Origin of the sequence: Rothia terrae, from assembly GCF_014705925.2 — a bacterium.
Taxonomy (GTDB): Bacteria; Actinomycetota; Actinomycetes; order Actinomycetales; family Micrococcaceae; genus Rothia; species Rothia terrae.
Map to the genome: position 1 here is coordinate 1,594,207 of NZ_CP061539.1, position 13,663 is coordinate 1,607,869.

Consider the following 13,663-nt stretch of genomic DNA (forward strand, 5'->3'; position numbering starts at 1 on the left):
GGGTGGCACGTTTGAAGACCGAGCGTGCCACCCTCTCATAGATTTTCGTAGCATCACTATAGAAGGACGGAAAGAGACATTATGTCGACTACTGTTGAACTGCCCGCACTGGGCGAATCCGTAACCGAGGGCACCGTTACCCGCTGGTTGGTAGAGGTTGGCGATACCGTTTCAGTTGACGATCCCATCGTTGAAATCTCAACCGACAAGGTAGACACCGAGGTTCCCTCACCCGTTGCAGGTACCATCGAAAAGATCCTCGTTGAAGAAGACGAAGACATCGAAGTTGGTGCTCCCCTCGTAGTTATCGGCGACGGCTCAGGCGCTTCAGAAGAAGCTCCCGCAGCACCCGCTGAAGAAAAGAAGGAAGAAGCTCCCGCAGCTGAAGAGAAGAAGGAAGAGGAAGCGCCCGCTGCTCCCGCTTCATCAGGCTCATCAGAAGGTCAGGAAGTTACCCTTCCCGCACTCGGTGAATCAGTTACCGAAGGCACCATCACTCGCTGGCTCAAAGAAATCGGCGAAGAAGTTGCAGTTGACGAGCCCCTCGTTGAAATCTCAACCGACAAGGTAGACACCGAGGTTCCCTCACCCGTAGCTGGTACTCTCCTTGAAATCCGCATCCAGGAAGACGAGGACGCTGAAGTTGGCCAGGTTCTGGCTATCATCGGTGACGCATCAGCAGCTTCATCAGCTCCCGCAGCTGAAGAGAAGAAGGAAGAAGCAGCACCTGCTCCTTCAGCTGAGGAGAAGAAGGAAGCTCCCCAAGCTGAGGTTAAGAAGGAAAAGACCTCAGAAGAGGCTTCAGCACCTGCATCAAACGGCGAAGTTTACGTAACCCCGCTGGTTCGCAAGCTCGCTAAGCAGGAAGGCATCGACCTCTCCACCATTAAGGGCACCGGTGTTGGTGGCCGCATCCGCAAGCAGGACGTTCAGGCAGCAGTTGAGGCTAAGGGCTCATCAGCACCTGCAGCTTCAGCTCCTGCAGCTTCAGAATCTGCTCCCGCAGCTGCTAAGAAGGAAGCTCCCAAGGTTGAGAAGTCATCAAAGCGTGGCACCACCGAGAAGGCTCCCCGCATTCGCCAGACCGTTGCTAAGCGCATGGTTGAGTCACTTGCTACCTCAGCACAGCTGACCACCGTTCAGGAAATTGACCTGACCCGCCTGGTTGCACTGCGCAACAAGGCTAAGGACGACTTCGCAGCTCGCGAGGGCGCAAAGCTCACCTTCCTGCCCTTCTTCGCAAAGGCAGTGACCGAGGCTCTGCAGCAGTTCCCCCAGTTCAACTCCTCAATGTCAGATGACTTCAAGGAAATCACTTACCACGGTTCAGAGAACCTTGGTTTGGCAGTAGACACCCCCAAGGGCCTGCTGGTTCCCGTGGTCAAGGACGCAGGCGATTTGAACATTGCTGGTCTTGCTAAGAAGATTGGCGACGTTGCAAAGCGTGCACGCGACGGCCAGGTTGGTCCCGAGGAGCTCTCAGGTTCAACCTTCACCATCTCATCAACCGGTCAGACCGGCGGTGTATTCTTCACCCCGATCATCAACCAGCCGAACGTTGCAATCTTGGGCATTGGTTCAACCAACAAGCGCCCCGCAATCGTTCAGGATGCAGAAGGTAACGACGTTATCGCAGTTCGTAGCCTCGCTTACTTCTCACTGACCTACGATCACCGCGTAGTTGACGGTGCAGATGCAGGTCGCTTCTTGAACTTCCTCAAGCAGCGCCTGGAAGAAGCAGCATTCGACGCTGAGCTCGGCCTCTAAGAACGCGTCTCGCCGGTTGCCCGGCGTAGCGCTCTGAGCTAAGGACGCCGGTGTCTCCACTCATAGAGGCACCGGCGTCCTTTATATTTGTCCCGTGACTTTACCTTACGTTGTGTCACACTTGAGGCTTTTATGAACAGATTGTCCGCAAATAGCGTTGGTAGTGCGTAGAGTAAAAGTATGCTTCATACTATTTTGTTGATTTTGCACGTTATTAGCGTGGTGCTCATTATCGGTTTGTGGGTGGCTAACTTTAAGCCGCCGAAGGTTTTGCCGGGTCAGTTTCATTCAGCCTTGCTGGCATTTATCACCGGTTTGACCATGTATATTTTGGCGACTTCTAACGGTGCTCAGATTAACCACATGGGATACGGCATCAAGATGCTGATTGCCCTGGCGATTGTTGTTTGTGCTTTCATCGGTCAGAAGAAGTACAAGCAGGGTCTGCCCGTTTCTACCGGTCTTGCGCATGCGGTGGGCGGTCTAGCGGTTATTAACGTCATCATTGCCCTTGCAATCCACTAAAAATTTTCGATACCCGGCGGGTCAGAACTCACTGTTCTGGCCCGCCTTTTTATGCCTCATTCCTGCTTTAGTCGCTGATAGGCACTGCTGTCTCCAGCTTCCATTGATGATCCTGTAGCGCAAGGGTGAGGCGGGCGCGCTGCTGAGCTCCCCCATTGACCTCGGTTATCCCGCTGGTTCCAGCAAGCTGAGTTTGATTGCTTCTGAGGGTGACTGTCGCCTGCGCGTGTTCAGCGTCGGTTGAGATTTCGGTAATCTCTACGACGCTGAGTGGTTGGGACGCGAGTGTACGATCAGAGTCGCGGGAAATCAGTTCACCGTCTGCTCGGGCTACGTCTGAGGTAAGTACAGCGTATTCGACGATTCCATTGCCGTTGCCGGATGCCAAAACCTTGTTGCGTGCCTCAAAGATTGAGTGAATATCTTCTTCAAGGTGTTCAGCATCCGCAGTGATACTTTCAATGGAGTCAGAAGTGGCTGAGGCAGAGCTACTGGGGTGAGATTCTGCAGGTGTTTCAGCTACCTGCTGGACTGAGGGCTCCGAAGTCACGGTAGCAGCTGATTGCTGCGGTTCTTCGTTACCGTTGACCAGCGTCCGCCCCGCAGCACAGACCGCTAAAACACCTACGGCGGCCGCTACGGGAAGCAGCCACCGTGGTCGAGATTTACTAGTTGTTATTCCAGTAGCTTTCTTCTGACGAGTCTTTGGTGTGGCTGTAGTGCGTGATGCTCGTGAGACTCCGTGAGATGTAGCAGGAGCCACGATGCGCGCCGGCAAGCGTCCTTTAACGCTCGGGTGAGCAGCTGTGTGAAGTTCGATAGGCGTAGGTTTTGCATAGGATGCGAGCGCCGCCGTTATCTCAGCAAGTTGCGGTTGAGCATCTGCAGGCGCGTCCAAAGCTAATTCAAGAACCTGTGCCAATGAGTCTGGCGCATCGGGACAGTATAAAGATAGCGGTTTTCTAGTGATGGTATCTTCAGGAATAACTCCGGTGAGAGCACGCCAGATGAGGGCTGAAAATTCACGAATATCGTGGGCTTTATGCTGGGTTGCAATGGTTGCGGGTGCACCGCGAAAGTCGATGTCTGGGGCAAGGAGTTTGGGCTTCATCTCATCGAGTGTGAAGGCCACGGTGTGCGGGCGGAGTTCTGAGTAAGCAAAGGACTGTTGGTGCACCCAGGTGAGCGCGGCTGCTACGCTCTCTGCAAGGTAAGTGACCTCGCCCGGGGTGAGAGTTGACCTGACAGAAAGTACGTTATCGAGGCTTCCGGCCCCTAGCGGTTCGTACCATTTTTCATGGCGGTGGTCGGATTCCCGATGGGTCAGAAGCGTCGCTACAGATTCTGGGTTATCAAGGTTAAGCAGGCGTTCTAAAGATCGGATTTTTAGAGTATCGCTTTGAGACTCTGAACTGTGCAGGGTGTATTCTCCCGGTGCCAGTCCCCTCGATTTTCCTTGCGCTTCATTGCAGCTGACGAGCCAAAGCGCTCCGTGCGGCAATGATTGCATCTTGTAGATCACGGAGTATTCACCGGTGGAATGAGATGCACCGTTGGCGTGGGTATCACCGGTTTCTATGGCCGATGAAGCTTCAGAAGCATCGTGGCTGTGGGCATGAGCATCCACTTCGTGGGGTACCAGCGGCATCCAATTGGTAATGGGCAGGTTAGTCGACTCAGGTCGTGGTTCAAAATTCTTCATGACATCAGGTGTACACGATTTTCCAAAATCACCGCGAAAGTTATCCACAGGCTAGCAAAAGCCCTAGTGGCATAAGGTTTATGCACGCGTCATAGAACGTAAATTTTATTCTCGCTCCGCCTTTGGTGAATCCCACAGTCTTCTCGTTTTAGAACTTGCCCTTTAAGAGTTAAGGTAGTTCTTATGGCTGTGATATTTGAACGTATGGGGTACGACCCTGCTTTTGTAGATTACTCAGAAGCATTGGACCGTCAGGTGGAACTACTGAATGAAGTAGCCGCCCTTAAAACCCAAAATACGGTCATTTTGTTAGAGCATCAGCCTGTTTTCACGGCGGGTAAACTCACTGAAGACCACGAATATCCTCAGGACAAAAGCATTCCTGTCATCAAGACAGACCGTGGCGGCAAGCTCACCTGGCACGGCCCTGGTCAGCTCACCGGCTACCCCATTTTGCGTCTGCCACTGCCTTTCGACGTCGTTAAGTACGTGCGCATTTTGGAGCAGATGATTATTAATGTTCTGGCAGATATGGGTATTACCGGAGACCGGGTTGAAGGACGCTCGGGTGTGTGGATTCTCGGAGACGGCATTACCCCCGATAAGAAGATTGCGGCGATCGGCATTCGCGTCTCTAAACGAACGACAATGCACGGTTTTGCATTGAACTGCTCAAATGAGACCAACCCCTTCGGTCAGTTCATTCCGTGCGGTATTACCGATGCGGGCGTTACCACTATTAGTGAACAGCTTGGGCGCACCGTCACCCCCGCCGAAATGGCACCGCGCGTTGAAGCAGAAATCGTGAAGCTCGCTGATCAGCTGGCTCTCGACTTTGAGCCTGGCGATGACCCGACTCAGCACGGCTTTAGACGCTAACTTTCACCTCAGATTTTCAAGAATTTACAGGACATATCACTAGGAGATAAAAAATGAGCGATAAGCCCGAAGGCCGTAAGCTTCTTCGCGTTGAAGAGCGTAACAGCCAGGTGCCTATTGAGAAGAAGCCTCACTGGATTAAGACCAAAGCTAAAGTTGGCCCTAACTACGGTGAGATGATTGAGCTTTCAACCGGTAGCGGTTTGCACACTGTATGTGAAGAAGCTGGCTGTCCTAACATCTATGAATGCTGGGAAGATCGCGAAGCTACCTACCTCATCGGTGGTTCTGAGTGCACCCGTCGCTGCGATTTCTGCGCGATTGATACCGGTAAGCCTGTTGCTCTTGATAAAACTGAGCCGATCAAGGTTGCTTTGAACGTGAAGAAGATGGGTCTTCGCTACACCACCGTGACCGGTGTTGCACGCGATGACCTTGAAGACGGCGGTGCGTGGATTTATGCGGAGACCATTCGCCAGATTCACCGCGTAGCACCGAATACCGGTGTGGAGATTTTGATTCCCGACTTCAAGGGTCGTGAGCAGGATGTCCAGCAGGTTATTGATGCTCAGCCCGAGGTTTTTGCGCACAACCTTGAGACTGTGCCACGTATCTTCAAGCAGATTCGCCCCGCGTTCCGCTACGAACGTTCACTCGATGTCATCACTCAGGGTAAAGAAGCTGGCCTTGTCACCAAGTCCAACCTGATTCTCGGCATGGGCGAAACCAACGATGAGATTTACGAGGCTCTGTGCGATTTGCACGATGCGGGCACCGACATTATTACTCTCACCCAGTACCTGCGCCCCGGTCCGCTCTTCCATCCCATCGACCGCTGGGTTAAGCCTCAGGAGTTCGTTGAGTTGTCCAAGATGGCTGAAGAAATCGGTTTTGCAGGCGTTATGGCGGGCCCGATGGTTCGCTCATCTTACCGCGCAGGTAAGTTGTGGGCACGCGCCATGAAGAAGAACGGACGCGAGATTCCCGAGCACCTGTCGCACATTGACGATACCGGCTCAGCAGCCCAGGAAGCATCTTCCCTCGTCGCTGCCGGTCTAGTCGGCTAAGCATCACGGTGTAGCCGGTGTTAGCTTGAGTGTCGCATAACGCATTCGAACTAGCACCGGTTTACCTATAGAATGGTATTTTGCAGTTTGAGTACTGCAGTACATGCCATACCGCACTCAAGGATTCATTGTGACTCAATCGACTGGTAGCAAGCGTGCTTCATCAAAGCGTGCTGAGACCCGCACTTCGGCTCAGCCCACCAGCGCAAAGCGTAACGAGACTAAGCGCAAGCCTGGTTCATCTCGCATCGCTAGCTCAAAGCGCGCTGAAACTAAGAACGCTCAGAACAAGAAGCCGGGTATGTTCGCTCAGATGAAGCAGGTCTACAAGATGACCCGCGAGTCTGACCCGAACATCGGTTGGATTATGTTGCTGGCTGCTCTGGCAACTTTGTTGGTTTTCTTGCTCATCGGTATCTTGCTGCATAACTGGATTACCTTCTTGCTCATTGGTATTCCTTTTGCAGTGCTAGTTGCTGTCATGATTCTTTCGCGCCGCGCTGAAAAAGCCGCCTTCGCGCAGATTGATGGCCAGACCGGTGCGTCCGGTGCTGCCATGAGCACTCTGCGTCGCGGTTGGATTGTTGATCAGCAGCCCGCCGCTGTTAATCCTCGCACCCAGGACGTAGTGTTCCGCGCTGTTGGTCGCCCCGGCATCGTTCTTGTGACCGAAGGTCCGACCAAGCGTGTTGCCCAGTTGGTGAACAAGGAGAAGGCAACCCTGCGTCGCATTGCGCCTAACGTTCCTGTTCACGTCATCAACGCTGGAAACGGCGAGGGTCAGACTCCCATGAAGGAAGTCACCCGCAAGATGAACAAGTTGGAAAATAAGTTGACTCAGCAGGAAGTTCAGGCGGTCAACAGCCGTATTACTTCTTTGGGTAACCAGAACCTTCCGATGCCCAAGGGTGTTGATCCCATGCGTATGCGTCCTGATCGCAAGGGTATGCGCGGTCGCTAAACTTTATAAAAAGTCCCATCGAGTCAGCTCGGTGGGACTTTTTTCTATCCTTTTTGCCTCAGCTAAAGTTCTACAAAAGCAGGGGGTGGCGTTTGCCGTCCCCCTGCGTCCTGCTAATTTTTGGGGTGTGCTCTAGCGAATACGGACAAGAGCAGTATGCCGGATGCGGTCGTGCACACCGCGAGTATCTTTGTCCATCATGAGAACCGGTAAAAGAAGCATGACCAAGAAAGAGCGTAAAAAGGCTGTGGCATAGCCAACGGGACGCCCGTCAAGAGTCTGCACCTGTGCCCCTACAACCAGCTGGCCTACAGTATGGCCGCCAAAGCCGATAAGCAGACTCATATAGAGATAAACCACGATGAGTAGAAGCCATGACTGATCGGCGAAACCAGCTAGAGCTAGCAGGCCCCAACACAGGTACCAGTCAATAAAAAACGCGATGACGCGCCTGATAATGCTGGCGATGGAACCAGGACCGTCGCTGGGGCGTCCCAAGCTTTGACCGGGGTAAGGTTGCTCATTATTTTTGATTGAAGAAGAACCGTAACTATCGTTTTTCACCCCTCCAGCCTACCGTTTAGTACCCGGCAAGGCAGCCAGCGGCAAACGTCCACACTTTGAAAAAGATTGCCTAATTGGTCAAAGAGCCTTAGAAGTTCACCAGCACGCAGGGTATTCCCGCTACGATTTAACCATTACCGCTTTACTGTAAAGCCCGGGAGCTGTTACATACTTGAAACATTCAAGACACTTCAGGGCAAAATTTAGTTCATACAGTAGAACGTAACAAGGCAACAGAAGACGCAAGTTCGCAGACGTTGCACACAGAGTTGACCCGATTCTAAGGAGTACTAGGGACTATGTTCACTAGCGCAGAAGAAGTTCTTGATTTTATCAAGAACGAAGAAGTTGTATTTGTTGATATCCGATTCACTGACCTTCCCGGTGTTCAGCAGCACTTCAACCTCCCCGCAAAAGCAATCGACGATGACTTCTTCGTCAACGGTCAGCTCTTTGACGGTTCATCCATCCGCGGTTTCCAGGGTATCGCTGAGTCAGATATGCAGCTGATTCCCGATGTTGAAAGCGCATACGTTGATCCTTTCCGTGTTGAGAAGACCCTCATCGTTACCTGCTCCATCGTGAACCCCCGCACCGGTGATCCTTACCTCCGCGACCCCCGCGGTGTTGCAGAACGCGCAGAAGAATACCTCAAGTCAACCGGTATCGCTGATACCGCGTTCTTCGCATCAGAAGCAGAATTCTTCGTCTTTGAAGACGTTCGTTACCAGGTAACCCCGCAGTCAACCTTTTTCAAGATTGACTCAGACGAGGCTTACTGGAACACCGGCCGCAAGGAAGAAGGCGGCAACCTGGGCAACAAGACCCCCATCAAGGGCGGTTACTTCCCCGTATCACCCGTCGACAAGCAGGCTGACTTGCGCGACGCTATGTGTGTAGCTCTCGATGAGGTTGGTCTTGAAGTCGAGCGCTCACACCACGAGGTAGGCGCAGCTGGTCAGGCTGAAATCAACTACAAGTTCGATACCCTAACCAAAGCGGCAGACGACCTTCTCAAGTTCAAGTACATCATCAAGAACACCGCGGACGCTTGGGGCAAGTCAGTAACCTTCATGCCTAAGCCTGTTTTCGGTGACAACGGTTCAGGTATGCACTGCCACCAGTCACTGTGGCAGGACGGTGAGCCCCTGTTCTATGACGAGCGCGGCTACGCAAACCTCTCAGATGTTGCTCGCTGGTACATCGGCGGTCTGATCGAGCACTCTTCAGCAGTTCTTGCGTTCACCAACCCCACCGTGAACTCCTACAAGCGCCTGGTTCCCGGCTACGAAGCACCCGTCAACATGGTGTACTCACAGGGTAACCGCTCAGCAGGTATTCGCATCCCGATTACCGGTACCAACCCCAAGGCAAAGCGCCTTGAGTTCCGCGCACCGGATCCCTCATCAAACCCCTACCTCGCATTCTCAGCTCAGCTGATGGCAGGTCTGGACGGTATCCGCAACCGCATTGAACCTCCTGCACCCATCGATAAGGACCTCTACGAGCTGCCCGCTGAAGAAGCTAAGGACATCAAGAAGGCTCCCGCTAACTTGGCTGGAGCACTGGACGCTCTTGAAGCTGACCACGACTTCTTGCTTGAAGGCGATGTCTTCACCGAGGACCTCATCCAGGCTTGGATCGACTATAAGCGCACCAACGAGCTTGAGCCCCTCACCCTGGTACCGCACCCCCTCGAGTACCAGATGTACTACGGCGTCTAATCTTTAGACTCCCGAGCTGATAGCTCGATACTTCGTGCCCCGGCATCATCCGTGATGCCGGGGCACTTGTTTTAAAGTTTTTCCTTAAGCTTCTTTAGTCAGGCCTGAATGTACCGTGCGAGTACAGCAACTACAAACAATCCTTCTCCCCCAGGTTCGCTACGCTCACTAGGTGATTCGTACTCGCATCCCACCAGTTTGAGAACCGCGGCGTTTGCCGCCGGACTCCCCCTTTGACAACAATCCTCATCGATTGCATCACAGCGATTTACATCACCCGATATATCCCTCTCCCTCAGACCGAAAGAAGAGTAACGTAAAGTTCAAGAACAGATTACACGGAGCATCTATTATCAGATATCTGTGGAGCAACATCATGAACTAAGGAGCATTCAGTGGCTTACTCTCCCAAAAAGCTCAACGGCGAAACCGTCTACCGCAACGAGGTATTTCAGACCGGTCTCATGTCGCAGTTGCTGGACGGTATCTATGACGGTGAGATGAGCATCGGCGAACTGCTCGGTCACGGCAACTTTGGTGTGGGAACCTTCAACGGTCTCGACGGCGAAATGATTGTACTGGATGGCAACTGCTACCAGATGCGCCACGACGGCACCGTTGTGCCCGCCGGCCTTGACCAGCAGACACCCTTTGCTGTTGTCATGAACTTTGTGCCCACTATCCGCCGCGGTCTGCCCAACAACATCATTCGAAAGTCCGCATCGCAGGTGCTCGATGACTTCACGGTGTCAAAGAACTATATGTACGCACTCAAAATTGTTGGTGACTTTGAGTGGGTACGCACCCGTACCGTGCAGAAGCAAACCAAGCCCTACCCCAAGATGGTAGAGGCAACCGAAAATGATGACATCGTCCAGTTCGACAACGTCCGCGGCACCATCGTGGGCTTCCGCACCCCCATCTATGAGCAGGGTATCGGCGTTCCAGGCTGCCACGCTCACTTTATTGATGATGACCATGAAAAGGGTGGTCACGTCATCGACTTCAAGCTAGATAACGCTTACGTAGAAATTTGCCTGGGTACCGACTTACGTTTGCACCTGCCACTTACCAGCGAATTCTCTGGGGCGAACCTCTCTCCCGAAGACCTAGCCGATCAGATTACCAAGGCAGAAAAGCACGCATAGCCGTTTGCACACACCAAAATGCCCCGACTCATCACTGAGCCGGGGCATTATGCTATAACAGCAACTTATTCTTCTGATAACAAATCGGCATCAAAGAACAACCGCTCATAAACGGTGCGAGCACGCCGAGTAATACGCAGATAGTCTTCCTCAAGGTCGCGGGCTTTTCCGGGTCCATAACCGCACCAGCGAGCGATAGCCTCAAGGTCAGCGCCAGCACTGGAAAGGGTGTCGGACGCGCGTCCGGTACGCAAGATATTTCCGGCACGAATCTTGGTCGCTAGCTTCCAAGCACTTTGCAAGGCCGCGGCATCCTCAGCACTTACAATCTCTGCCTCATGAGCAGCGTGCAAAGCGCCCAGGGTGCTCGTGGTTTGAAGGGTTGGCTCTTTGTACGCATCGCACAGCTGAATCAACTGAACAATCCATTCAACATCGCTGAGCCCACCGCGTCCTAACTTCAACTGACGCGTGCGGTCTGCACCGCGCGGAAGTCTCTCATTCTCAACTCGAGCCTTCATCCGGCGAATTTCAATCACCTGCGACAGCGCGAAATCCTTGGGGTAACGGAAGTTATTGATGAGCTTAATAAACGCATCTTGAACGTCGGTAGAACCGGCAAACGGACGGGCACGCAACAAAGCCTGGAATTCCCAAGTGTCAGCCCAGCGCTCATAGTATTCACGGTATGATTCCAGCGAGCGCACCATGGGTCCGGAGCGTCCCTCGGGGCGCAAGTCAGCATCAATTTCTAGCACGCGTTCTGCGCGAAGCGCCGGCTTTGTGGCGTGTTTGAGTAACTGGGTCATGACGGTAATCAGATCGATCGCTTGCTTTTGTGCCTCGCGGTCATCTGCTCCTTCGCGCGGAACGTGAACGTACATGACGTCAGCGTCTGAGCCATAGACAATTTCTTGTCCGCCCTGACGGCCCATCGCGATCACGGCCACGTCGGTCAATTGCTCGATGCCTCCCTCATTGAACATATCGCGCTGGGCGATGGTGAGAGCCGCGTTGACCACCACTTGGTCGATGTTTGAAAGACCGCGCATGATTTGGTCGAGTTCAAGTACCTGTGAGGCCTCGCCCATTGCGATGCGAAGGGTTTCGCGTCGGCGAATCAGGCGGATGCGACGCATGGCTTGCGCTGAGTCGCTGTGGCGCTGAATCTGGGCCTCGGCTTCAGCCCACAGTTGTTCAGCGTCTTTGGGGCGCAAATCTGAGTCGCGATCAAGCCAGGCGATAGCTTCTGGCTCAACCTCAATGAGGTCCGTGATAAATCGTGAGGATGCCAAAATCATGCACAGGCGTTCGGCAGCTGCGGTGGAATCGCGCAGCATCCGCAGGTACCAGGGCGTTGATCCTAGAGACTCAGAGATACGGCGGAAGCCCAGTAGACCCGCGTCCGGGTCTACGCCTTGCGCAAACCAGCCTAAAAGCACAGGCATGAGGGTGCGCTGAATTTCTGCACTGCGCTGAATGCCTTTGGTCAGTGCCTGAATATGACGAATAGCGCCCTTGGGGTCCTTGTACCCAAGCGCCGCCAGACGATCGCGTGCCGATTCTTCAGACAGAGCAACATCGTCTTTTGACAGGTGAGCCACAGCAGCAAGAAGCGGGCGGAAGAAAAGACGTTCGTGCAAAGTGCGCACAGAACGCTTAATTTTCTGCCAGTCCTTGAGCATTTGCACAGCGGTGTAACTACCGCACTGCGAAGGGGCCATATAGGAGCGAGCAAGAATGCGTTGCTCGTTTTCCTTGGATGGCATGAGGTGCGTACGACGCAAATAGAGAAGCTGGATGCGGTGTTCTAGGGTGCGTAACTTCTTGTAGTCGAGGAGGAACTGTTGCGCATCGTTTCGCCCAATGAAGCTGGATTTGGCGAGCGCAATTAGCGAATCGGTGGTGGTTTTGGTGCGGACGCTGGGTTCGGTGCGGCCGTGCACTAGCTGGAGGAGTTGTACGGTGAACTCGACATCGCGCAGACCGCCGGGTCCCAGCTTAATCTGACGGTCGACTTCTGCTGCCGGGATGTTATCGGTGACGCGGGCGCGCATTGCCTGCACGGATTCGACGAATCCTTCGCGTGAGGCGGATTCCCAGACAAAGTTGCTCATGGCGCGGGCCCACTGGGCACCGAGTTCCGCTGAGCCCGCGATGGGCCGGGCTTTGAGCAGGGCCTGGAATTCCCAGTTTTCTGCCCAGCGTTTGTAGTAGGTGGCGTAAGACTCTATAGTGCGTACAAGTGCGCCGTCTTTTCCTTCAGGGCGCAGGTTGGCGTCGACTTCCCAGAGTGCAGGTTCTGGGGCAGGTGCCATGATGGCTTTACTCAGTGCCTGTACGAGTTCTGTGCCGATGCGCGCCAGGTCATTGTCGGTTAGCTTCTCTGCGTTTTCAGGAAGCTCGCTGAGTGGGGTGTGTCCCACGGCGTAGACTACGTCTACATCTGAAATGTAGTTGAGTTCTCGTGCGCCACACTTTCCCATGCCTATGACAGCCAGTTGGACGGCAGCTACTTCCTCGGGAGTGCTGGTGGTTGAGGCGACCTCGGCTCGAGCAATGGCGAGCGCACCTTCGATGGCGGCCGCTGCGAGATCTGCCAGGTAGCGTCCGACGGTGGGCATGAACCCCACGGGGTCGGGATCCATCAAGTCCTGCGCTGCAAGTTCAGCTAAGAACCTGCGGTAGGTTGCACGCAGAGCGATGTAAGCGTCCTTGCCCGTCATCGTGGCTATAGGCTGGCCCGCTTTCGGATCTGCGCCAATGGCTTTGAGTATTTCTGCACGGTAGAGCGTATCTAAGGGTGCGATGGGCATTAGTTGCTCATCGTCGGTCTCAGCTAGCAACGATGCAGGGAACTCTTTGAGCTGGTTGAAGGTTCCTTGCCCCGTGAGCACTTCAGCGTGTTCCGGTCTGCGAATAAAGAAGTCGCCAAGTGCCTGCGAAGCGCCTAGGACGCGGTACAGCGCCTCAGCATCGGCGCCTTTGTTTACCTCGCTGATGAGTTGAGGAGATTTTTCGAGAACGCGCACCAAGGAAGGTAACGCCATATCGGGTGATGCTGACCGACGAAGCCCTTCAAGCAACGCGTCCCTATGAGCTTGCGCCAGTTCAGGGGCGTCCAACCAGCGACGCGCTTTTTTCGGTTCGATGAACCCTGCGCTGAGCATGGCTGAGAGAAGTTTCTGTTCGGCTTTGGGGTCTTCAGCCCCTGCTGTTTGACTCACTGGTGTCTTTTCCTTGGCTGTAGTGGTCTGTGCGCTGTAGAAAGGTTAGAGAATGAGACCGAACTTGACGTTCACGATGGCGCCGATAAAAGGCCGACG

Annotated in this window: 10 protein-coding genes; 7 read left to right on the plus strand and 3 right to left on the minus strand. The window is 53.8% G+C overall.

The features are described 5' to 3' along the window. Nucleotides 1-81: 81 nt before the first annotated feature. Both sucB and IDM49_RS07390 read left to right on the plus strand, forming a co-directional pair. Nucleotides 82-1,767, plus strand: a complete 1,686-nt coding sequence (sucB, locus tag IDM49_RS07385) for a 2-oxoglutarate dehydrogenase, E2 component, dihydrolipoamide succinyltransferase (RefSeq protein WP_190724039.1) — start codon at nucleotides 82-84, stop codon at nucleotides 1,765-1,767. A gap of 180 nt (nucleotides 1,768-1,947) precedes the next feature. After that, nucleotides 1,948-2,292 carry a DUF2463 domain-containing protein gene (locus IDM49_RS07390; RefSeq protein WP_168615039.1) on the plus strand — a complete coding sequence of 115 codons (345 nt, stop codon included), beginning with the start codon at nucleotides 1,948-1,950 and terminating at the stop codon, nucleotides 2,290-2,292. Nucleotides 2,293-2,359: 67 nt separating this feature from the next. Here the strand turns inward: IDM49_RS07390 and IDM49_RS07395 are convergent, their stop codons facing one another. After that, a complete protein-coding gene (locus IDM49_RS07395; protein WP_190724040.1) occupies nucleotides 2,360-3,994 on the minus strand; it encodes a serine/threonine-protein kinase in 1,635 nt (544 codons plus the stop codon). 183 nt (nucleotides 3,995-4,177) lie between these two features. On the opposite strand from IDM49_RS07395, the gene lipB reads away from it, so the two are divergent. The 3 genes from lipB (at nucleotide 4,178) to IDM49_RS07410 (ending at nucleotide 6,901) form a co-directional block, all read left to right on the plus strand. Beyond that, on the plus strand, nucleotides 4,178-4,873 hold the full coding sequence (lipB, locus tag IDM49_RS07400) for a lipoyl(octanoyl) transferase LipB (RefSeq protein WP_168615041.1): 696 nt from the start codon (nucleotides 4,178-4,180) through the stop codon (nucleotides 4,871-4,873). Between the two features lie 53 nt (nucleotides 4,874-4,926). Next, nucleotides 4,927-5,940, plus strand: a complete 1,014-nt coding sequence (gene lipA / locus IDM49_RS07405; RefSeq protein ID WP_190724041.1) for a lipoyl synthase — start codon at nucleotides 4,927-4,929, stop codon at nucleotides 5,938-5,940. A gap of 130 nt (nucleotides 5,941-6,070) precedes the next feature. Beyond that, entirely contained in the window at nucleotides 6,071-6,901 is an 831-nt protein-coding gene (locus tag IDM49_RS07410) for a DUF4191 domain-containing protein (RefSeq protein ID WP_375546070.1), read from the plus strand. Between the two features lie 132 nt (nucleotides 6,902-7,033). Here IDM49_RS07410 and IDM49_RS07415 read toward each other — a convergent pair whose 3' ends face one another. Next, the gene (locus tag IDM49_RS07415) at nucleotides 7,034-7,465 is read right to left on the minus strand and encodes an RDD family protein (protein ID WP_190724042.1); all 432 of its coding nucleotides are present in this window, start codon (nucleotides 7,463-7,465) and stop codon (nucleotides 7,034-7,036) included. Nucleotides 7,466-7,764: 299 nt separating this feature from the next. On the opposite strand from IDM49_RS07415, the gene glnA reads away from it, so the two are divergent. Both glnA and budA read left to right on the plus strand, forming a co-directional pair. Then, the gene (gene glnA, locus IDM49_RS07420) at nucleotides 7,765-9,189 is read left to right on the plus strand and encodes a type I glutamate--ammonia ligase (protein ID WP_190724043.1); all 1,425 of its coding nucleotides are present in this window, start codon (nucleotides 7,765-7,767) and stop codon (nucleotides 9,187-9,189) included. A gap of 395 nt (nucleotides 9,190-9,584) precedes the next feature. Beyond that, nucleotides 9,585-10,337, plus strand: a complete 753-nt coding sequence (gene budA / locus IDM49_RS07425) for an acetolactate decarboxylase (RefSeq protein WP_168615046.1) — start codon at nucleotides 9,585-9,587, stop codon at nucleotides 10,335-10,337. 65 nt (nucleotides 10,338-10,402) lie between these two features. On the opposite strand, the gene IDM49_RS07430 is transcribed toward budA, so the two are convergent. After that, entirely contained in the window at nucleotides 10,403-13,564 is a 3,162-nt protein-coding gene (locus IDM49_RS07430; protein WP_190724044.1) for a bifunctional [glutamine synthetase] adenylyltransferase/[glutamine synthetase]-adenylyl-L-tyrosine phosphorylase, read from the minus strand. Nucleotides 13,565-13,663: the final 99 nt, after the last annotated feature.

Bases quoted from the DNA above. Each gene is read 5' to 3' on its own strand.
- sucB (WP_190724039.1), top strand. From the start codon at position 82: ATGTCGACTACTGTTGAACTGCCCGCACTGGGCGAATCCGTAACCGAG.
- IDM49_RS07390 (WP_168615039.1), top strand. From the start codon at position 1,948: ATGCTTCATACTATTTTGTTGATTTTGCACGTTATTAGCGTGGTGCTC.
- IDM49_RS07395 (WP_190724040.1), bottom strand. From the start codon at position 3,994: ATGAAGAATTTTGAACCACGACCTGAGTCGACTAACCTGCCCATTACC.
- lipB (WP_168615041.1), top strand. From the start codon at position 4,178: ATGGCTGTGATATTTGAACGTATGGGGTACGACCCTGCTTTTGTAGAT.
- lipA (WP_190724041.1), top strand. From the start codon at position 4,927: ATGAGCGATAAGCCCGAAGGCCGTAAGCTTCTTCGCGTTGAAGAGCGT.
- glnA (WP_190724043.1), top strand. From the start codon at position 7,765: ATGTTCACTAGCGCAGAAGAAGTTCTTGATTTTATCAAGAACGAAGAA.